Origin of the sequence: Caballeronia sp. LZ032 (assembly GCF_031451315.1) — a bacterium.
Lineage (GTDB): Bacteria > Pseudomonadota > Gammaproteobacteria > Burkholderiales > Burkholderiaceae > Caballeronia.
In genome coordinates this window covers 1,999,161-2,017,814 of sequence record NZ_JARUXP010000001.1, presented here as the reverse complement: position 1 = coordinate 2,017,814, position 18,654 = coordinate 1,999,161, and the positions used below count along the sequence as shown (strand labels likewise).

Sequence of the window (18,654 nt, the reverse complement as noted above, 5' to 3'; positions counted from 1 at the left end):
CGTCCGGCGGGCCGCTCCTAACATGGCGCCACGCCGACCGTCCCGCGTCCCGACGCGCATGCCACGATGACCAAACCTGTCCGAACCACTCGCGCGGACTATGCGCATTTCCTGTCGATCAGCACGCGCTGGTCGGATAACGACGTGTATGGGCACATCAACAACGTCGTCTACTACAGCTATTTCGATACCGTCGTGAACGAGTATCTGCTGCGTCACGGCGTGCTCGACTACCGCGAGGGCGAGACCATCGGGCTCGTGGTGGAGACGCGCTGCAACTTCTTTGCGCCCGTGGTGTTTCCGGAGCCGATCGAGGCGGGCCTGCGCGTGGAGAAACTCGGCACGACGAGCGTGCGCTACGAAGTGGCCATCTTCGCGCAGGGTGCGGACGAAGCCGCCGCGCAAGGGCATTTCGTGCATGTGTACGTCGATCGCGTGACGCGCCGGCCCGTGGCGCTGCCCGCGCTGCTCGTCGCTGCGCTGAAGCCGCTGCTCGCTCGCTGAGGCCGCGCCTTGCTCCAGTGGTTCAGCGTGAATCTGCTCAACGGCGTGAGCACGGGCTTGCTGTTGTTCATGCTGTCCGCCGGGCTTACGCTGATTTTCTCGATGCTCGGCGTGCTCAACTTCGCGCATGCGAGCTTCTATATGCTCGGCGCCTATGTCGGGCAGACGCTCGCGGCTGCCGGCAATTTCTGGCTGGCGCTGATTGCGGCGCCGGTGCTCGTCGGACTGGCGGGTGCGCTGTTCGAGCGCCTGCTGTTGCGCCGCGTGCATGCGCGCGGCGCGCTCGCCGAACTGCTGCTGACCTTTGGTGCTGCGCTGCTGATCGGCGAGGGCGTCAAGCTCGTCTGGGGGCTCGGGCCGTTGCCCGCAGCCATTCCCGACGTGCTGGACGGTCCGCTGTTCACGCTGTATGGCGCGTCGTTCGCGCGCTATCGCGTGTTCATGATGGCGGTCGCCATCGTCATGCTGGGGGCGCTGTGGCTCGTGCTGCGCACGTCGCGCGTGGGTCTCGTCGTGCGCGCGGCACTGACGCATTCCGCCGCCGTCGAAACGCTCGGCCACGACGTGCCGCGCGTCTTCACCCTCGTATTCGCCGCCGGCACCGCGCTCGCCGCGCTGGGCGGCGTGATCGGCGCGCCGCTGGCCGTCATCGAACCCGGCATGGCCGATGCCATGGGCCCGATCGTGTTCGTCGTCGTGGTCATCGGCGGGCTTGGTTCCTTGTATGGCGCGCTGGTCGCGTCGCTGCTGATCGGCTGTGCGCAGACCTTCGCGGTGAGCGCGAGCGCATCGGCGGGCAGTATCGCGGCCGTGTTCGGCGTGACCTTGCCGCCTGCGTGGGGTGCGCTGACGGTGACGCAACTCGCGCCGGTGCTGCCGTACCTGCTGCTCGTCGCGATGCTGGCCGCGCGGCCAAGCGGACTCTTCGGCGAGCGCACCCGGGATGCGTAAGTCCATCACGCCCGCGATGTTGGCCTTCATCGCGTTGCTCGCGGCGCTCGCATTGCCGCCGATGTTCTTCCCTCAGTCATGGCTGCTCGCATATCTCGCGCAGACCGCGACGCTGATCGTCTTCGCGCTGTCCTATAACCTGCTGCTCGGAGAAACCGGCTTGCTGTCCTTCGGGCACGCGGTGTATGCCGGGCTCGGCGCGTTCGCCGCGGCGCATGTGTTCAATCGCGCGGGTGTGTCGCTCACGCTGTTGCCATTGGTGGGCGGCTTCGTCGCGATGGGCGTCGCGGCGGTCGTCGGCCTCATCTCGACGCAACGTGCCGGCACGCCGTTCGCGATGATCACGCTCGGCATCGGCGAACTGGTCGCGGCCTGCGTCTGGCTCGTGCCGGGATGGTTCGGCGGGGAGGGCGGCGTGACCATCGACCGGGCGAGCGGCCAGCCGCTGTTCGGCTGGACCTTCGGGCCGCCGCGCGAGGCGTATGCGCTGATCGCGGGATGGTGCGCGGTGTGCGTGCTCGCGGTGTACGCCTTCTCGCGCACGCCGCTGTGCCGCCTCGCCAACGCCGTGCGCGACAACCCCGTGCGCGCCGCCGCAATCGGCTTCGCGCCGGCGCGCGTGCGCTTCACGATGCTGGTCGTGTCGGCGTTCTTTGCGGGCGTCGCGGGCGTGATGGGGCTGATCAACGTCGAACTCGTGTCGGCGGAAAGTGTCGGGCTTGCGCGCTCGACCAGTGTGCTCGTCGCTACCGTGATCGGCGGAACAGGGACGTTCTTCGGGCCGATCGTGGGCGCGGTGCTGCTGACTCTCATGAGCGTCCCCGTGGCGAACCTGACCGCCGCCTGGCCGATGTACCTCGGACTCTTCTTCGTATGGGTCGTGGTCGCGGCGCCGCAAGGTGTCGCCGGACTGTTGCGGCGCGACGCGCGCACGTTGTGTCTCGGCGGCCTCAGCTCGCTGGCGTGGGGCGTTGCGACGGTCGCGGTCGTCGAGACGCTCTATGCGCGCCAGACCGGCGCACTCACGTTGCCCGCCGGTGCGTGGCTCGTGGCGTTGCCCTGCGCGGCGCTCGGATTCTGGCTGGCGCGCCGCGTGCGCCTCGCGCCATGAACACCATGAACCCCGCGCTCGAGTTGCACGATGTCAGCAAGCGCTTCGGGGCGACCCACGTGCTGCGCGGGGTCGATCTGCACGTCGCGCAAGGCGAGCGGCATGCGTTGATCGGCCCGAACGGAGCGGGCAAGTCGACGCTCTTCGATCTCATCTCGGGCCGCGTGCGTCCGGATGGCGGGCGCATCGTGGCGCAGGGCGTGGACATCGCGGGCCGCTCGCCGCCGCGCGTGGCGCGCCGTCTCGCACGCAGTTTTCAGACGACCAGCGTGTTCGGCGGCCTGTCGGTGCTCGACAACCTGCGCTGCGCGGCGTTGGGCGCGGCGGGGTCACGCCTGATCGACCGCTGGTGGCCGTCGCGGCAGGTCGAGGACCGCGCCCGCGCGATGCTCGATGCAATCGGCCTCGCCAACCGCGCCGATGAGCCCGCCGCGCGCCTCGCCTACGCGGAGCAGCGCGCGCTCGATCTCGGCATCGCGCTCGCCACCGATGCGCCGCTCATCCTGCTCGACGAGCCTACCGCCGGCATGAATCGCGCGGAAGCCGCGCGGGCGCTTGCGTTGATCCGGGCGATCACGGAAGGCCGCACGCTGCTCGTCATCGAGCACGACATGGACGCGGTGTTCGGACTCGCGGACCGCATCTCGGTGCTCGTGCGCGGGCGCGTGATCGCGACCGGCACGCCTGCCGAAATACGCGTCCATGCGGATGTGCGGGCGGCCTATCTCGGCGGAGTGATTCCATGAGCGCCGCGTTGCGCATCGAGAACCTGCGCGCGTGGTATGGCGCGGCGCAGGTGCTGCATGGCGTGAATCTGTGCATCGCGGCGGGAGAGGTGGTCGCGCTCGTCGGCCGCAACGGCTCGGGGCGCTCGACGCTGGCGAAGGCCATCATGGGTCTCGTGCAGTGCGCGGGCGAGATGCGTTATGGGGAGGTGTCGCTGGTCGGCATGCGGCCGCATCGGATTGCGCGGCTGGGCATCGGCTACGTGGCGGAGACCCGCGACGTGTTTCCCGCGCTGACGGTGCACGAGAACCTGCTGCTCGGTGAGAGACGCGGCACGCGCTTCACGCAGAACGATGCGTACCGCCTGTTTCCCGTGCTGAGCGAACGCGCGAAGGTCAAGGCCGGTGCGCTGTCAGGAGGCGAACAGCAGATGCTCGCGCTCGCCCGCACGCTGGCGGGCGATCCGTCACTCGTGGTGATCGACGAACCCGGGGAAGGGCTCGCGCCGCAGGTGCTTGCGCAGGTGGCGGAGTGCCTGAAGCTGCTGCGCGCTCGCGGGGTGGGGATGCTGCTGATCGAAGAGCGCTTGAGCATCGCGCGGACGCTCGATGCGCGCGTCGCGGTGATGGGACATGGGGCGGTGCAATTCGAAGGGCCGATGGAAACGCTCATGCAGCGCACTGAGATCGTTCAGCAGTGGCTCTCGATCAGCGGCCCTGTTGTCTAGATGCGAAGACTCACATCACAGTTACGAGGACGCCGACGTGGTGGCCATGGGCAACCAAAATATCGACGAGCGACTCGAAACGCGTCTGCGTATGCAAGCAGCCCGGCACGGCCGTTCGATGGAAGACGAGGCGCGTGAAATATTGCGTGCGGCGCTTTTTATTGGCCCCGGCATCGGCAGGAATCTGGTTGATTCGATCCGCGGCCGCATCGAGCCCCTCGGTGGCATTGAACTCAAACTGCCCAAACGTGAGCCCATTCGCGGGCCGTTGGGTCTTGATGAATGATCGTTTGTGATCGCCGCCGTCGTGCGTTCTCGCGGGACTATGCTTGCCACGCGCAACGTCAACGACTTTCTCGCTTGCGGCATCGAGATCATCAACCCCGGAAGACATGAACCGCAGGGATGCCACGGCATGCGGCATCACCTGCGCCGCTTCCTAGGCCTTGCTATCCCGCTCCACGATCCACTCATGCTTCGGATCGTTCTTGAAGTGCCAGGTCCGCTTGTCGCCGGCCATGACGTTCAGGTAGTAATTGTCATAGCCATACGGTACGACGACCGGATGATACCCACGCGGCACCATCACCACATCATGATTCTCGACGGCCATCGTCTCGTCGAGATCGCGCTCGTCGGTATAAACGCGCTGGAACGCAAACCCTTGCGGCGGATCCAGCCGATGGTAATACGTCTCCTCCAGCGCGCTCTCGTCCGGCACGGCGTCCCGGTCATGCTTGTGCGGCGGATAGCTCGACGCATGTCCGCCCGGCGTGCGCACCTCGACCACCAGCAGCGACTCCGCCGGCTCGGTCTGCGGAAGGATGTCGCACACATGGCGCGTATTGGCGCCCTTGCCGCGCGTCGAGCGCTTCATCTGCGCCGGCTCGATCAGCCGCGGCGGATATTCGCCCCTGGCCGGCGCGCTCGCCACGCCGATCTCCGCATCGCGCTCCGCCCGCACGATGGCCGCCAGCTTGGGCGGCACGTACACGGCATGCGGCGCCGCGTCCTCGAACACGCTGTCGCGCGTGCCGATCGACTGCCAGTGCTCGTCGCCCGCCTCGATACTCACCGTGCCCGTCAGCACCACGATGCAGCTCTCGCGGTCTGCGTCGTACACATGCAGCACGTCGCCCGCGCTCACGCGATACGCCGCGAAGCCCACATGCTTCCACCCCGCCGAAGCGGGCGTCACGCGCGCGATCGTCTGGCCGTCGCGCGAAGCCTTCACCAGCAAGCTCATGCCGCCTCCTTGCAGATTCCGTCGACAAGCGAGCGCAACGTGCGATAGCCCCGTTCCGCATAGGCGTAACTCGGCGCAATCACCGGATCCTGTTCCGCCTCGACCACCAGCCAGCCCGCGTAATCATGCGCCGCCAGACACGCGATGATGGCCGGATAGTCCACCGTGCCATCGCCGGGCACGGTGAACGCGCCGTTGATGACCGCATCCAGAAAACTCCAGTTGCGGTTGCGCGCGAGCTTCACGATCTCCGGACGCACGTCCTTGCAATGCACATGGCACACGCGCCCGATGTGCTTCTTCAGTTCCGTCAGCGCATCGCCGCCTGCGAAGGTGATGTGGCCGGCATCGAACAGCAGGCCCACCGCATCGCTCGTGAGCGCCATCAGGCGGTCGACGTCGGCGGGCGTTTCCACATATGCGCCCATGTGATGATGATAGGCAACACGCACGCCGCGCGAGAGCGTGTATGCGGCGAAGCGGTCGAGCCGCTCGGCGTATTCGTTCCAGCGGGCATCGGAGAAGAAACGCGGGCGTTGATACAGCGGCCGTGGCGCGCCCTGGATCGAGTCGGCGACCTCGCCGTACACCATCACCGTCGCGCCGTTCTGCGCCAGCAGATCGAGATGCGGACCCACCGCTTCGATCTCTTCCTCGACGCCGCGCGCCGCGAGCCGCCCCGAATACCAGCCGGACACGAGCGCGAGATCGTACTGGGCGAGCAGCGTCTTCAAGGCTTGCGGTTCGCGCGGAAACTTGTTGCCGAGCTCGAAGCCCGCATAGCCGATCTGCTGGCCTTCCGCGAGCGCGACAGACAGAGGCGTCTCCCCGCCGAGCGAAGGCAGGTCGTCGTTCATCCACGACAGCGGATTGACGCCGATACGTACGTTCAAGGACATGTCGGATCCTCACCGTTTTTGGGTACATCGCCGGCGCGCGCATTGAGCGCGCGCTCGTAGGCTTCCCGGGCCACGACCACCGCCGCGCGTTCCGATACTTCCGGCACCGCGACTTCCCACCACCAGCCGCCTTCTTCGGTCGGCCGCGCGGGATCGGTGTCGATGGAGATCAGATAGCTGCGGTCCGCGGCGCGTGCGCGCTGCATCGCGGCCTGTAGTTCATCGATGTTCGCGACATGTTCCGACAGCGCGCCGAGCGACCGTGCATGCATCGCGAAGTCGATCGTGGGCGCACCGAGCGCGCCTTGCCTGCAGTCGTCGATGAGATTGTTGAACGGCGCGCCGCCGCATGCCTGTTGCAGCCGGTTGATGCAGCCGAAGCCGCGGTTGTCGAGCAGCACGACGATCAGCTTGGCCCCGAGCATCACGGACGTCGCGAGCTCGCTGTTCATCATCAGATAGCTGCCGTCGCCGACGATCACGATCACCTCGCGCTCCGGTCGCGCCAGCTTCACGCCGAGGCCGCCGGCGATCTCGTAGCCCATGCACGAATAGCCGTATTCGACGTGATAGCCGCCCGGCGCACCCGTGCGCCACAGTTTCTGCAAGTCGGCGGGCAGCGTGCCGGCCGCGCACACGACGATATCGCCCGTGGGCGAGGCCTCGTCCGAGCGCTGCACCGCGCCGATCACATCGGCCTCGCGCGGCAACTGGCCGGCGTCGGGCGGCGTGTTCGTCACGTGGGCGACGGTCGCGCGCCAGTCCTCGGCGAGACGATGCGCACGCGTGGTCCATTGCGGCGCCGCGCGCCAGTCGCCGAGCGCCGCCGACAAGGCTTCCAGCGCGAGCCGCGCGTCCGCCTGCACGGCGACGGCGTCCTGCTTCAGCGCATCGAACGGATTGGCGTTGATGGCGACCAGCCGCGCCTGCTTGAAGAGCGTGTTCGAACCCGTCGTGAAATCCTGCAGCCGCGTGCCGACCGCCAGCACGCAATCGCCCGCGTGCGCCAGTTCGTTCGCGGCCGAGCCGCCCGTCACGCCGATGCCGCCGACATTCAACGCATCGTCCCACGCCAGCGCGCCCTTGCCGGCCTGGGTCTCCGCCACGGGCACGCCGTGGCGGTGCGCGAACGCGCGCAGCGTCTCCGCCGCCTGACCGTACAGCACGCCGCCGCCGGTCACGATCAACGGTTCGCGCGCGTCGCGCAGCAGCGCGGCGGCGCGTTCGATCTCGCGCGGCAGCGGCGCCGGCGCATGAAACTCGACGACACGCGGCGCAAAGAACGACGCAGGGTAATCGAAGGCCATCGCCTGCACGTCCTGCGGCAGCGCGAGCGTCACCGGGCCGCATTGCGCCGCGTCGGTGAGCACGCGGATCGCGCGCGGCAGGGCGCTCAGCAGTTGCGCCGGATGCACGATGCGATCGAAGTAACGCGACACGGCTTTCAGCGCATCGTTGGCGGAAACGCCGCCGTTGTGGCTGTCTTCGAGTTGCTGAAGCACCGGGTCCGGCGCGCGCGACACGAAGATATCGCCCGGCAGCAGCAACACCGGCAGGCGGTTCACGTGCGCGAGCGCCGCCGCGGTGACGAGATTGGTCGCGCCCGGACCGATGGACGTCGTCACCGCCATCATGCGGCGGCGCATGTGCGCCTTGGCATAGGCGATTGCGCTGTGCGCCATCGCCTGCTCGTTGTGCGCGCGATAGGTCGGCAGTTCGTCGCGATGTCGATACAGCGCCTCGCCGAGCCCCGCGACATTGCCGTGCCCGAAGATCGCGAACACGCCGCCGAACAGCGGCTCGCCATGCTCCGTGCGCAGCGCCGCGAGATAGCGCACGACCGCCTGCGCGGCGGTCAGTCGAACCGTGGACGACAGCTCGGTCTCCGGTTGCGTGGCTCGCTGGTTCATGCGATCTGCTCCTGTCGGGTGTGGAGGGACGCCGCGGACGAATCGCGCGTCTCGCGCCACGCCGCGATCAGCGTTTCAAAGGTATGCCGCACGCGCGTGATCAGTTCGTCGTCGCTGATTTGCTCCGAGAGCCACGCGCGGCTCGGTTCATGAAAGATGGTTCGACCGACCGTGAAGCCCCGGCAGGTCGCCGAGTCCGCCGCGGCCCTGAAGGCGTCGCGCAACTGCTCGACGCCCGCCGACAAACCGAGCAGCACGACACCGCGGCAATACGGATCGCGCTCGGCGATCAGTGCATCGACGGCTTGCCATTGCTGCGGGTTCATCGCTTCGAGCTTCCACCATTCGGGGTAGATGCCCAGGTTGTAGAAGCGCTTCAACGCGCGAACCACCGTGTCGTCCGCGACGGGCGGCCCGTTCTTCGGCACGATCACTTCCAGCAGCAGCTCATGGCCGCTCTCCTGCACGGCGTCGTAGAGCGCGCGCACTTGCGCTTCCTGTTCGAGCCGCAGTTCGTGCGGATGATCGGGGTGATACTGCACGAGGCACTTCGCGACCTGTTCGCGCGGCCACTGCACGAGCGTCGTGCCGATCGAGCGGCCATGGTCGAACACCAGCGGCAGCGAGCCCGGCAACTCGACCGGACGTCCGATCCACCAGCCACGGCCCGTCGCGGCGTTCAACGCATCCTGGCCGTAGCGGTCGTCGATCAGCACGCCGATCCGGCCTTCGAGTCCATGCTCCTTTTCGGTCTGGGCAACGGCCTCGACAAACAGGTTCTTCAGCGTCGCGATGCGCGTCTCGCTCCCGCCGGTCTGCTGTGCGAGATCGAAGAACTGGTTGCGATGATCGAAGGCAAAGCCGAGCACTTCGTCCCATGGTTTGCGCCGCGGGCTCACGCGATGCAGGCGCGCCAGCGTCGCATCGCGATCCGGCCGGCGCATGCGAACCGGATCCTCTTGCGCGGTTGCTAGAAAGTAGTCGAGCTCGGCGGGCGTGGGCATTGCGGGCGCGCAGCCGTGCCGCGACACCACCAGCGCGCCGCATGCATTCGCCGCGCGCGCACAGGCTTCGAGCGGCGCGTCGCGCAGCCATCCCGAGAGAAAGCCCGACGCAAACGCATCGCCCGCGCCGAGCACGTTCAGCACCTCCACTTCGACGCCGCCGTGCACCGCGGCGTCGTCGATGGAAGCGGGCACTTCGCCTTCGATGATCGAGCAGCCGAGCGGCCCGCGCTTCACGACGAGTGTCGCGCCGGTGACCTTGCGCACCATCGCGAGCGCATCGGTCAGGCGGTCCTTGCCGCCCGCGATGCGGAACTCTTCTTCCGTGCCGATCACGAGATCGATCAGCGGCAAAATGCGTTGCAGGTGCGCGGTGACGTCTTCGTTGGCGACGAAGCGCGTCTCGCCATCGGCCTTGCCGGTGAGTCCCCACAGCACGGGCCGGTAGTCGATGTCGAGCACCGTGCGCACCTGGTGACGCCGCGCAACTTCCAGCGCGCGCCGGCTCGTGCGGTTCACCTGTTCGGTCGAGAAGTGCGTGCCGGTGATGAGCAGCGCCTTCGATGACGCGATATAGGCTTCATCGAAATCCGCTTCGTCGACGGCCATGTCCGCGCAGTTCTCGCGATAGAACACCAGCGGAAAGGTGTCGCGGTCTTCGAGCCCGAGCAGCACGAGTGCGGTCAGCCGCTCCGGATCCACGCGCACATGGCTGACATCGCAGCCTTCGCGCGCGAGCGTTTCGGTGAGGAAGCGGCCCATGTGATCGTTGCCGACACGCGCGAGCATCGACGACGAGAGACCGAGCCGCGCGCAGCCGAACGCAATGTTCGCCGACGAGCCGCCGAGATACTTCGCGAAGCTCGAAACGTCCTCGAGCCGCGCGCCGACCTGCTGCGCGTACAGATCGACGGCGAGCCGCCCGAGGCACACGATGTCGCGCTCGCGGTCCGCAGCAAAACGAGAGGGGGAGAGTGTGGTCATGCCGGGGTCCTCAGATCGTCGCGCCTTCGAGTTCGCTCATCATCTGCTGCATTTCGGCGCCGCCCGCCATCATGTCGAGCACTTCGTTCTTGCTGATGGTGTCCTTCGTGAAGGTGCCCATCGAGCGGCCGCGATTGAGCAGCGTGAACGAGTCGCCGATCGGATAGGCGTGGTGCACGTTGTGCGTGATGAAGATCACCGAGATGCCTTTCTCGCGCGCCTTGTGGATCAGCTTCAGCACGTTGAAGCTCTGCTTCACGCCGAGCGCAGCGGTCGGTTCGTCGAGAATCAGCACGCGCGCGCCGAAGTGGATCGCGCGGGCAATCGCGAGGCATTGCTTTTCGCCGCCGGACATCGTGCCGATCGGCTGATGCGGATCGCGCACGTTGATGCCCATCTCGGCCAGCTTGGCGCGCGAGGTCTCGGCGGCGAGATCGAGATCCATCACCGTGAAGACGCCGAAGCGCTTTTTCTGCGGCTCGCGGCCCATGAAGAAATTGCGCGCCACGCTCAGCAGCGGCACCAGCGCGAGATCCTGGTACACGGTGGCAATGCCGAGATCCAGCGCGTCCTTCGGCGACTCGAAGCGGACCGGCTTGCCGTCGACAAGATAGTCGCCCGACGAGGGCGCGTGCACGCCCGCCAGCGTCTTGATGAGCGTGGACTTGCCGGCGCCGTTGTCGCCCAGCAGGCAGTGCACTTCGCCGCGCCTGAGCCGCAAGGTGACGCCGTTCAGCGCGATCACCTTGCCGAAGTACTTGCTGACGTTTTCGAGCGCGAGGATGTTGTCGTCATTCATGATGTCCTCCTCATTGGGCCTGCGACACGCGGCGGCGCACGTAGTGGTTGAAGAGCACGGCGAGCAGCAACATCACGCCGAGGAACACGCGGAACCAGTCGGAGCTCACGTTCGTGTAGGTGATGCCGATCTGCACGACGCCGAAGATCAGCGCGCCGAAACAGGCGCCGACCACCGAGCCGTAACCGCCCGTCAGCAGCGTGCCGCCGATCACGGCTGCGATGATCGCTTCGAACTCTTTCTGCAGGCCGCGATCCGCCGCGGCCGAGCCGATGTCGCACACTTGCAGCACCGCGAACAGGCACGAGCAGAACGCGGTGAGCACGAACAGCGAGATTTTCACGCGCCGCACCGGCACGCCGACATTCTTCGCGGCATTTGAATCGCCGCCGACGGCGAGGATCCAGTTGCCGTAGCGGGTCTTGGCGAGCACGAACGCGCAGACTGCCGCGAGCGCGAACCACCAGATGATGACCTTCGGAATGCCGGGCACGAGCGGTTCGCCGCTGTCGAGCAGCTTGCCGACGCCCATGTGCGCAAGCCACGTGAACACGCCGTGCAGCGCGACGCCATGGAACAGCGTGTTGGCGACGGGATCGCTCTGGGCGAGATCGCCGACGCCGGAGATGATGGTGCGGTCCGCGAACATGATCGAGAGCGCGAGCGTGAGGCCGCGCAGGATGAACAGGAACGCGAGCGTGACGATGAACGACGGCAGGCGCGTCTTCATCACGAGATAGCCGTTCAGCGCGCCGAGCAGCATCGACGTGACGAACGCGAACAGGATCGCGAGCGACAGCGGCCAGTGCAGATACACGGCGGGCAGCGCGACCATCATGCCGGCGAAGCCGATCATCGAGCCGATGGACAGGTCGAACTCGCCGGCGATCATCAGCAGACACGCGCCCACGGCGAGCAGCCCGAGATAGGCGGCGACTTGCGACCAGTTCATCACGCCGTCGAGGTTGAACATGCCCGATGAACCCGCGCCGAAGCCGAACACGAGGAACACCAGCACGGTGCCGGAGATGGCGGCGAATTCCGGGCGGTTGAGCAGATGGCCGAACCACGACTGGCGGCGCACGCGTTCGTCGGACGGCTTGACCGTGTCAGGTGTGTCGACGGTGTCCTGATGCGGGTTCGCGTGGAGAGGGTAATGCTTGCCGGCTACGCCCATGATGGCTCCTTGATGCTGACAACGACGCTGACGTCGAGACTGACTTCGATCCTGTGGCGAGTTGCGCGTCTCCACCCGCGTCCATGAAGGGTGGCGGGGGAGACGGGTCGAGCGGATAAAAGCGGGCAGTCCAGGACGGCTGCCCGAAACAGGTCAGGTGACGGTCAACGATATTGACCGGCGTACTTCACGACCTTGTCGAGATTCTCCTTGGTGATGAAGCCCGGGCCCGAGCGGATATTCTTCGGGCCATACGAGGGCTGCAAACCGTAGGTTTCGAGGCGTGCCTTGAATTTCGGATTGGCTTCGAGGATCTGACGGATCTTCGCCGGATCGGTGGTGTGCTCCTTGTGAACCACCGCGAGCACCGCGACCGGAATGTAGCCCTGCAAGTAGGGCTGCTGGTCGATCGCGAACTTGATGGTGCCGTCCTTGATGCCCTTCGCGATGTCATCCGAGAAGTCGAAGGTCACGAAGTAGATCTTGTTTTGCAGGCCCATTTGCGTGACGGCCTTGAGCGTGGCCGAGGCGGGCGTCGGTCCGAGCGTCAGGATCGCCTGCGTGTCCGGATGGTTGCGCAGATAGGCGGAGACTTTCGACTGGATCTCGGTCGGGTCCTGGCCCGAGTCGATGGTCGAGGCCTTGTAGTCGATGCCCAGTGCATCCGCGAAGCCCTTGCAGCGATCGAAGGAAACCGTATTGGTGGCGATGTGGTTCACGCACAGGAACGACTTCACGCCCGCGGCCTTCGCCTTCTTGCCGGCCTCGTTGCCCGCCACATATTCCGGCTGGCCAATATGCATGATCGCGCCCAGTTGCGCGCTCTGTTCTTCCGTGCCGGAGTTGATCGTCACGAGCGGAATCTTCTTCGCCGTGACCTTGCTGATTGCACTCTTCAGCACGTCGAAGTCCGCGATGGTGGTGATGACGCCGTCATAGTTGCGCGCCGCCGCCTGCTCGATCAGCCGCGACATGTCCGCGATGTCGCCGTTCGGCGGATTGCGGTAATCGGTCTGTACGTTGAAGTCCTCATCCGCCTGCTTGATCGCATTCTTGATGACGTTCCACCAGGAATCCGAGTCCGGCGCGTGACTGATCAACACGAACTTCGCGTCAGGCGCTGCCTGAGCAGGACTTGCCGACATCCACGCCGCGCTGCACAACGCAGCAGCAGCCGCCAGCGCGCGCAGCGCGGCCCGACCGTTGCAAAAGGTCATTGTCTCCACCTATCTCGGTTGTTGTCTGGTGTGATGTTTTGGCGAACGCGGCGCCGGGCTCTGACCGCCCGAACGTCGCGTTCAGGACCAAGAGTAGGTCAGTTTCCAAGCGTCTGCAATAGATATTTCACCCGCGATTCAAATGGAAAATACATTCCAATTTGCTTCCGCCGTTCCTATAATCGGTTGCACGGCGCGCGGCATCCGGCGCGCATAACACGAGCGTGGACATGGAAGAGACCAGCAACGAAGTGCAGGGCGTCGAGGAACTGATGCAACGGATCACCGACGCCTACGATTCGCTGCCGCGTCAGTTGAAGAGCGTGGCGACGTATATCGAGCAGCATCGCAGCAGCGTGATGATGGACCGCACCAGCGACATCGCGGCCGCCTGCGGCGTGCATGCCTCCGCCGTGGTGCGTTTTGCGCAGCGCTTCGGCTTCTCAGGCTTTTCGGATTTGCAGGCCGTGTTCCGGCAGGCTTATGCGGGCGGTGAATCGCCGCAGAGCTATCAGGAGCGCATCCGCAAGCTGATCGACGAGAAAGCCGGCGAGGCTTCGGGCGTGTCGGTGGCGCGCGAGTTCATCGCGGCGAGCCGCACCGGCCTGTCCGAGCTCGAAGCCGGCCTCGATGACGCGCAGTTCGAAGCCGCTGTCGAGATGCTGTCGCAGGCGGAGAACATCTATGTGATCGGCGTGCGCCGGTCGTTCGCGGTGGCGAGCTACATCGTGTATGCGTTGCAGCACACGCGCAAGCGCGTGCATCTCATTTCAGGACTGGGCGGCATGTTCCGCGAACAGGTCCGCAGCGTGAAGAAGAGTGACGTGGTGATCGCGATCAGTTTCGCGCCCTACGGCAAGGAAACGCAGTATTGCGTGCGCGCCGCGCAGCATCACGGCGCGAAGACACTCGTCATCACCGACAGCCAGCTTTCGCCGCTCGCGCGTCACGCGAGCGCGAGTCTGTTCGTGAAGGAAGGCAGCGCGTTTGCGTTCCGTTCGCTCACGAGCACCATTTGCCTGTGCCAGGCGTTGTTCATCGCGCTCGCGTACCGGCTCGAATTGAACGTCGAGGAATCCAAGGAGACAAGCGGCTATGACGATTGACGTGGCGGTGTTCGGGGCAGGGCGCATCGGCAGGATTCACGCGGCGAATCTGGCGCGGCAGCCGGGCGTGCGGTTGAAGTATGTCGTCGATGTGAATCGCGAGGCGGCCGCCGCGCTCGCGAAGGAGCACGGCGCGATGGCCGCCGATATCGACGGCGCGATGGGCGATGCATCGGTCGGCGCGACGGTCATCTGTTCGAGCACGGATACGCATGCCGACCTGATCCTCGCCTCGGCGGCGCAACGCAAGCATGTGTTCTGCGAGAAGCCGGTGGATCTGACGGTCGACCGTGCGCGCGCGTGCGCCGACGCCGTGCAGCAGGCCGGCGTGGTCTGCATGATCGGCTTCCAGCGGCGCTTCGATCCGACCTTCTCGGCATTGAAGGCGCGCATCGATGCCGGCGAGATTGGCGAGCCCGAGATGCTGATCGTGACGAGCCGCGATCCGGGTGCGCCGCCGGTTGAGTACATCGCGCATTCGGGCGGCATCTTCAAGGACATGCTGATTCACGACTTCGATATCTTCCGCTGGATTCTCGACGACGAAGCCGACACGCTGCATGCCACCGGCAGTTGTCTCTCGGATCCGGCCATCGCCGAGGCCGGCGACATCGATTCGACCGCCGTCACGATCCGTACGAAGCGTGGCCGCTTGTGTCAGATCAACACGGCGCGGCGCGCGGCGTATGGCTACGATCAGCGCTTCGAATTGCTCGGCAGTCTGGGCATGCTGCAGGCGGGCAATGTGCGGCCGACTGAAGTCACGGCGTACACGGCGGCCGCGGTATCGAACGACAAACCCGAGGCGTTCTTTCTGGAGCGCTATCGCGCGGCGTATGCGGCCGAGATCGCCCATTTCTTCGATGCGATCAATCATGGCAAGCCGGTGCGCACGACCGTCGCCGACGGGCTGAAGGCGCTCGAACTCGCCGAAGCCGCCACGCTGTCCTGGCGTGAGAAGCGCATCGTCAGGCTTGGGGAGCAGGCCACATGAGCGCCGTGCGTTGCGGAATCGTGGGGTTGGGACGGCTGGGCCGCCGCCATGCGGACAATCTCGCGTGGCATGTGCCGGGGGCGCGGCTCGTCGCCGCGTGCAGCCCGGTGGAGGAAGAGCGCGCGTGGGCGCGGCAGCGGCTGCCCGAGACGGCGCTGCATGCGGACTACGATGCGTTGCTCGCCAGCCCGGATATCGATGCGGTGTGGCTCGTCACGCCGACCTCGCTGCATGCGACGCAGATCATCGCCGCGTTGCGCGCGGGCAAGCATGTGTTCTGTGAGAAGCCGCTGTCGCTGGACCTCGCGGAATGCGACGCGGTGATCGAGGAACATGCGCGTCATCCGCATCTGCACGTGATGATCGGCTTCGTGCGGCGCTTCGATGCGAGCTATCGCGATGCGTTCGATCAGGTGGCGCACGGTGCGATCGGACGGCCGTTCATGGTGCGTTCGCAGACCTGCGACATGAACGATCCTGATGGTTTCTTCGTGCGGTTTGCGCCGACGTCGGGCGGGCTGTTCCTCGATTGCAGTGTTCACGATATCGATCTCGCGCGCTGGCTGCTTGGTAATCCGAAGGCGAAGCGCGTGTATGCGAGCGGCACGATTGCGATTCATGAGGGCTTGCGGGCGTGCAATGACATCGATAACGGCGTGGGCACCATCGAGTTCGACGGCGGGCGGCTGGCGGTGCTGTATGCATCGCGGACGATGGCGCATGGGCACGATACGCAGACTGAGGTGATCGGCACGAAGGGGGCGTTGTCGGTGGGGCGCAATCCGCGGTTGAACCGCGTCGAGATCGCCGATGGGCACGGCATGCGCAATGCATGTACGCCGACGTTCTTCGAGCGCTTCGAGGACGCGTTTCTGCGCGAAGCGCGGGCGTTTGTGGGGATGTTGCGGGGGGGCACGCAGACGGGGCTCACGCTCGATGACGCGCGCGAGGCGACGCGCATCGGGGTGGCGTTGAGGCGGGCGTTCGAGGAGGGGCGGGGGGTGGAGGTTTGAACTGGGGTTCGTTTCTAACCGATGACCAGCCTGACCGGTTTGCCCACTCTCGCCAGCATTTCGATGAGTGTGTCGATCGAAAATTTGCTTGATTTCTTGTTCACTACGTCCGAGACGCGGGGCCGCGTGACGTGCAGGATGTCTGCGGCTTCAGCCTGTTTCAAATGATGAGCTTCGATCCATAAGGCGAGTTCGCTCATCAACTGCTCTTTCAGTTCCAGCGTCTGACCGATCAAGGCCAGCGATTCGGCTTGGTAGTGTCGTGCTTCGTCCGGCGGGAAACCTAGCTCGACGAACAGGTTGGTGCCGGGTTTAGTTATGTGCCGAACGCTCGTATCCACTTTTTTCATGATGAGGTTTTCCTCTGGCTAGCAATCGCGCGGTAGCGCACCGTCGCAATCTCCTTATCCTTTTGAGACGTCTCCTGCGATTTCTTCTTGAAGCAGTGCAGCACATAGACCGCCTCCTCGAGTTTCGCCACGGACATCACGCAATACGCTCCGCTCGGGTCTCGGATACGGATCTTGCGTGCGCCAGGACCGAGGGCGTCGAAAGGCTTCCAGTCCTCCGGGTCGAGCCCAAACTGCGGACGACCGAGTTGAAAGCCGGCTTCGCGGCGCGCGGCTGCGGGGAAGTCAAGCAGGTCGTGAAATGACGAACCAAGCCAGCGGAGTGCTTTCTCCTGGTGCGTTGTATAAAAATTTATACGTAAACGGGCGATTTTCAAGCGGAGACCCGAGTCGGACGTGATCAACTCACGCGGGACAGCAGGGAAGGGATGTGCCGATGACCGAGTCGGATTTATCGGGATTTCAGTACGGCATGAACGAGACAAATCTCAACCTGAAGGGAGAGGTTGAGCGAAAGGCGCAGCGATGTTGGTTGAGGCCTCAGGCATTGCCCATCAGCCTGCTGGTGGGCGAAGGAGGCGCGGTCGGAGGCGGCGGTATGCTTTTGCCCGGGATCGCCCACGGTGGACGGATGCCCACTACGTTAAAATCCTTCGATCAGAGCGCACTCACCCCAGCCACACACAAAGGTTCAATCGCGATGGAAGTTCACAAGGAAGTCGACGCGCGCGGGCTCAACTGTCCGTTGCCGATTCTGCGGGCGAAGAAGGCGCTCGCCGACATGACGAGCGGTCAGATCCTGAAGGTTTTGGCCACCGATCCGGGATCGCAGCGCGATTTCGCCGCGTTCGCCAAGCAGACAGGCAACGAGATTGTCGAGGCAACGGCGCAGGACAAGACGTTCGTCTTCCTCATGCGGCGGCGTTAAAAAGCCAGGACCGCAAGAAAGCAGAAGGCCCGTCACACCGTGACGGGCCTTTCATTTACAAACCGCTCAACCCACGCGAAGCGCTCAACCGCGGCTTCAGCCTTCGAGAATCGGCGCGCGATTGCGCAGATACTCTTCGAATTCCGCCTTGACTTCCGGATGGCGCAGCGCGAATTCGACGGTCGCCTTCAGATAGCCCAGCTTGCTGCCGCAATCGAAACGCGTGCCGTGATACTTGTACGCGAGCACTTGCTCATCCGACAGCAGCGATTGAATCGCGTCCGTCAGTTGCAGTTCGCCGCCCGCGCCCGGCTTCAGCGCGCGGATGTGATCGAAAACACGCGGCTTCAGCACATAGCGGCCGACCACGCCCAGGTTCGACGGCGCCACCGCCGGCTCCGGCTTCTCGACGATGCCCGACAGCTTGAAGATGTTGTCTTCCCACTCCTTGCCGTCGATGATGCCGTACGACTTCGAGTCTTCCGGCGGAATCTCTTCGACGCCGATCACCGAGCTGTGATAGTGGTCGAAGACTTCGATCATCTGCGACATGACGGGCGGCTTGCCGTACAGCAAGTCGTCCGCGAGGATCACGGCGAACGGGTTGTCGCCCACCAGCTTCTCGGCGCACAGCACCGCGTGACCCAGACCGAGCGCTTCGGCCTGACGCACGTAGAAGCAATCGACATGGCTCGGCTTGATGCTGCGCACGAGTTCGAGCAGCTTGGCCTTGCCGCGCGCTTCGAGTTCGGCCTCGATCTCATAGGATTTGTCGAAGTGATCCTCGATGGCACGCTTGCTGCGGCCCGTCACGAAGATCATTTCGGTAATGCCGGCCGCCATCGCTTCCTCGACCGCATATTGAATCAGCGGCTTGTCAACGACAGGCAGCATTTCCTTCGGGCTGGCCTTGGTCGCGGGAAGAAACCGCGTGCCCAGACCCGCGACGGGGAATACCGCTTTGGTAACTTTTAGCATGTGATAACCCTGATCCTCTTAAAAACACTT

At 65.2% G+C, this 18,654-nt stretch carries 20 protein-coding genes; 10 read left to right on the top strand and 10 right to left on the bottom strand.

The window, feature by feature from the left end; all coding sequences use genetic code 11:
* Positions 1-66: 66 nt before the first annotated feature.
* The 6 genes from QCE69_RS09390 to QCE69_RS39515 all read left to right on the top strand — a co-directional run bounded on the left by QCE69_RS09390 (position 67) and on the right by QCE69_RS39515 (position 4,305).
* Positions 67-504 carry a thioesterase family protein gene (locus QCE69_RS09390; RefSeq protein ID WP_309930415.1) on the top strand — a complete coding sequence of 146 codons (438 nt, stop codon included), beginning with the start codon at positions 67-69 and terminating at the stop codon, positions 502-504.
* A 69-nt stretch (positions 505-573) separates the two neighbouring features.
* Positions 574-1,455, top strand: a complete 882-nt coding sequence (locus QCE69_RS09385) for a branched-chain amino acid ABC transporter permease (protein ID WP_309919783.1) — start codon at positions 574-576, stop codon at positions 1,453-1,455.
* A complete protein-coding gene (locus QCE69_RS09380; protein WP_309930413.1) occupies positions 1,448-2,566 on the top strand; it encodes a branched-chain amino acid ABC transporter permease in 1,119 nt (372 codons plus the stop codon). The genes QCE69_RS09385 and QCE69_RS09380 overlap by 8 nt, the downstream gene beginning before the upstream one ends.
* A 5-nt stretch (positions 2,567-2,571) precedes the next feature.
* Positions 2,572-3,312 (top strand): ABC transporter ATP-binding protein, encoded by a 741-nt coding sequence (locus tag QCE69_RS09375; RefSeq protein WP_309931615.1) that lies wholly within the window; start codon positions 2,572-2,574, stop codon positions 3,310-3,312.
* A complete protein-coding gene (locus tag QCE69_RS09370) occupies positions 3,309-4,019 on the top strand; it encodes an ABC transporter ATP-binding protein (RefSeq protein WP_309930411.1) in 711 nt (236 codons plus the stop codon). The genes QCE69_RS09375 and QCE69_RS09370 overlap by 4 nt, the downstream gene beginning before the upstream one ends.
* Positions 3,925-4,305 (top strand): FitA-like ribbon-helix-helix domain-containing protein, encoded by a 381-nt coding sequence (locus tag QCE69_RS39515; RefSeq protein WP_409021176.1) that lies wholly within the window; start codon positions 3,925-3,927, stop codon positions 4,303-4,305. Before QCE69_RS09370 ends, QCE69_RS39515 begins: the two co-directional genes overlap by 95 nt.
* A 153-nt stretch (positions 4,306-4,458) precedes the next feature.
* On the opposite strand, the gene iolB is transcribed toward QCE69_RS39515, so the two are convergent.
* The 7 genes from iolB to QCE69_RS09330 form a co-directional block, all read right to left on the bottom strand.
* A complete protein-coding gene (iolB, locus tag QCE69_RS09360) occupies positions 4,459-5,265 on the bottom strand; it encodes a 5-deoxy-glucuronate isomerase (RefSeq protein ID WP_309930410.1) in 807 nt (268 codons plus the stop codon).
* On the bottom strand, positions 5,262-6,164 hold the full coding sequence (gene iolE, locus QCE69_RS09355; protein WP_309930407.1) for a myo-inosose-2 dehydratase: 903 nt from the start codon (positions 6,162-6,164) through the stop codon (positions 5,262-5,264). Before iolE ends, iolB begins: the two co-directional genes overlap by 4 nt.
* On the bottom strand, positions 6,155-8,074 hold the full coding sequence (iolD, locus tag QCE69_RS09350; protein WP_309930405.1) for a 3D-(3,5/4)-trihydroxycyclohexane-1,2-dione acylhydrolase (decyclizing): 1,920 nt from the start codon (positions 8,072-8,074) through the stop codon (positions 6,155-6,157). Before iolD ends, iolE begins: the two co-directional genes overlap by 10 nt.
* Positions 8,071-10,062, bottom strand: coding sequence for a bifunctional 5-dehydro-2-deoxygluconokinase/5-dehydro-2-deoxyphosphogluconate aldolase (gene iolC, locus QCE69_RS09345; protein WP_309930404.1), 1,992 nt, complete (start codon positions 10,060-10,062; stop codon positions 8,071-8,073). The genes iolD and iolC overlap by 4 nt, the downstream gene beginning before the upstream one ends.
* Before the next feature lie 10 nt (positions 10,063-10,072).
* Positions 10,073-10,861 (bottom strand): ATP-binding cassette domain-containing protein, encoded by a 789-nt coding sequence (locus tag QCE69_RS09340; RefSeq protein ID WP_309917219.1) that lies wholly within the window; start codon positions 10,859-10,861, stop codon positions 10,073-10,075.
* Between the two features lie 10 nt (positions 10,862-10,871).
* Complete coding sequence (locus QCE69_RS09335) at positions 10,872-12,038, bottom strand: ABC transporter permease (RefSeq protein WP_309930402.1); 1,167 nt, start codon at positions 12,036-12,038, stop codon at positions 10,872-10,874.
* 164 nt (positions 12,039-12,202) lie between these two features.
* A complete protein-coding gene (locus tag QCE69_RS09330; protein WP_309808963.1) occupies positions 12,203-13,255 on the bottom strand; it encodes a sugar ABC transporter substrate-binding protein in 1,053 nt (350 codons plus the stop codon).
* A gap of 230 nt (positions 13,256-13,485) precedes the next feature.
* Here QCE69_RS09330 and QCE69_RS09325 point away from each other — a divergent pair, with 230 nt between their 5' ends.
* Genes QCE69_RS09325 through QCE69_RS09315 form a run of 3 tightly spaced genes read left to right on the top strand, consistent with a single transcriptional unit; the run spans position 13,486 to position 16,368 of the window.
* Entirely contained in the window at positions 13,486-14,361 is an 876-nt protein-coding gene (locus QCE69_RS09325; protein WP_309917213.1) for a MurR/RpiR family transcriptional regulator, read from the top strand.
* Complete coding sequence (iolG, locus tag QCE69_RS09320) at positions 14,351-15,355, top strand: inositol 2-dehydrogenase (RefSeq protein WP_309917210.1); 1,005 nt, start codon at positions 14,351-14,353, stop codon at positions 15,353-15,355. Before QCE69_RS09325 ends, iolG begins: the two co-directional genes overlap by 11 nt.
* The gene (locus QCE69_RS09315) at positions 15,352-16,368 is read left to right on the top strand and encodes a Gfo/Idh/MocA family oxidoreductase (RefSeq protein ID WP_309930400.1); all 1,017 of its coding nucleotides are present in this window, start codon (positions 15,352-15,354) and stop codon (positions 16,366-16,368) included. Before iolG ends, QCE69_RS09315 begins: the two co-directional genes overlap by 4 nt.
* Positions 16,369-16,382: 14 nt before the next feature.
* Here QCE69_RS09315 and QCE69_RS09310 read toward each other — a convergent pair whose 3' ends face one another.
* Positions 16,383-16,718 carry an XRE family transcriptional regulator gene (locus QCE69_RS09310; protein WP_309930399.1) on the bottom strand — a complete coding sequence of 112 codons (336 nt, stop codon included), beginning with the start codon at positions 16,716-16,718 and terminating at the stop codon, positions 16,383-16,385.
* Positions 16,715-17,095 (bottom strand): type II toxin-antitoxin system RelE/ParE family toxin, encoded by a 381-nt coding sequence (locus QCE69_RS09305; RefSeq protein WP_309930397.1) that lies wholly within the window; start codon positions 17,093-17,095, stop codon positions 16,715-16,717. Before QCE69_RS09305 ends, QCE69_RS09310 begins: the two co-directional genes overlap by 4 nt.
* Before the next feature lie 323 nt (positions 17,096-17,418).
* Here QCE69_RS09305 and QCE69_RS09300 point away from each other — a divergent pair, with 323 nt between their 5' ends.
* Positions 17,419-17,646 carry a sulfurtransferase TusA family protein gene (locus QCE69_RS09300; RefSeq protein WP_309808949.1) on the top strand — a complete coding sequence of 76 codons (228 nt, stop codon included), beginning with the start codon at positions 17,419-17,421 and terminating at the stop codon, positions 17,644-17,646.
* 96 nt (positions 17,647-17,742) lie between these two features.
* Here the strand turns inward: QCE69_RS09300 and galU are convergent, their stop codons facing one another.
* Entirely contained in the window at positions 17,743-18,624 is an 882-nt protein-coding gene (gene galU, locus QCE69_RS09295) for a UTP--glucose-1-phosphate uridylyltransferase GalU (RefSeq protein ID WP_309917199.1), read from the bottom strand.
* Positions 18,625-18,654 lie beyond the last annotated feature (30 nt).

Bases quoted from the DNA above. Each gene is read 5' to 3' on its own strand.
- QCE69_RS09390 (WP_309930415.1), top strand. From the start codon at position 67: ATGACCAAACCTGTCCGAACCACTCGCGCGGACTATGCGCATTTCCTG.
- QCE69_RS09385 (WP_309919783.1), top strand. From the start codon at position 574: ATGCTGTCCGCCGGGCTTACGCTGATTTTCTCGATGCTCGGCGTGCTC.
- QCE69_RS09380 (WP_309930413.1), top strand. From the start codon at position 1,448: ATGCGTAAGTCCATCACGCCCGCGATGTTGGCCTTCATCGCGTTGCTC.
- QCE69_RS09375 (WP_309931615.1), top strand. From the start codon at position 2,572: ATGAACCCCGCGCTCGAGTTGCACGATGTCAGCAAGCGCTTCGGGGCG.
- QCE69_RS09370 (WP_309930411.1), top strand. From the start codon at position 3,309: ATGAGCGCCGCGTTGCGCATCGAGAACCTGCGCGCGTGGTATGGCGCG.
- QCE69_RS39515 (WP_409021176.1), top strand. From the start codon at position 3,925: ATGGGGCGGTGCAATTCGAAGGGCCGATGGAAACGCTCATGCAGCGCA.
- iolB (WP_309930410.1), bottom strand. From the start codon at position 5,265: ATGAGCTTGCTGGTGAAGGCTTCGCGCGACGGCCAGACGATCGCGCGC.
- iolE (WP_309930407.1), bottom strand. From the start codon at position 6,164: ATGTCCTTGAACGTACGTATCGGCGTCAATCCGCTGTCGTGGATGAAC.
- iolD (WP_309930405.1), bottom strand. From the start codon at position 8,074: ATGAACCAGCGAGCCACGCAACCGGAGACCGAGCTGTCGTCCACGGTT.
- iolC (WP_309930404.1), bottom strand. From the start codon at position 10,062: ATGACCACACTCTCCCCCTCTCGTTTTGCTGCGGACCGCGAGCGCGAC.
- QCE69_RS09340 (WP_309917219.1), bottom strand. From the start codon at position 10,861: ATGAATGACGACAACATCCTCGCGCTCGAAAACGTCAGCAAGTACTTC.
- QCE69_RS09335 (WP_309930402.1), bottom strand. From the start codon at position 12,038: ATGGGCGTAGCCGGCAAGCATTACCCTCTCCACGCGAACCCGCATCAG.
- QCE69_RS09330 (WP_309808963.1), bottom strand. From the start codon at position 13,255: ATGACCTTTTGCAACGGTCGGGCCGCGCTGCGCGCGCTGGCGGCTGCT.
- QCE69_RS09325 (WP_309917213.1), top strand. From the start codon at position 13,486: ATGGAAGAGACCAGCAACGAAGTGCAGGGCGTCGAGGAACTGATGCAA.
- iolG (WP_309917210.1), top strand. From the start codon at position 14,351: ATGACGATTGACGTGGCGGTGTTCGGGGCAGGGCGCATCGGCAGGATT.
- QCE69_RS09315 (WP_309930400.1), top strand. From the start codon at position 15,352: ATGAGCGCCGTGCGTTGCGGAATCGTGGGGTTGGGACGGCTGGGCCGC.
- QCE69_RS09310 (WP_309930399.1), bottom strand. From the start codon at position 16,718: ATGAAAAAAGTGGATACGAGCGTTCGGCACATAACTAAACCCGGCACC.
- QCE69_RS09300 (WP_309808949.1), top strand. From the start codon at position 17,419: ATGGAAGTTCACAAGGAAGTCGACGCGCGCGGGCTCAACTGTCCGTTG.
- galU (WP_309917199.1), bottom strand. From the start codon at position 18,624: ATGCTAAAAGTTACCAAAGCGGTATTCCCCGTCGCGGGTCTGGGCACG.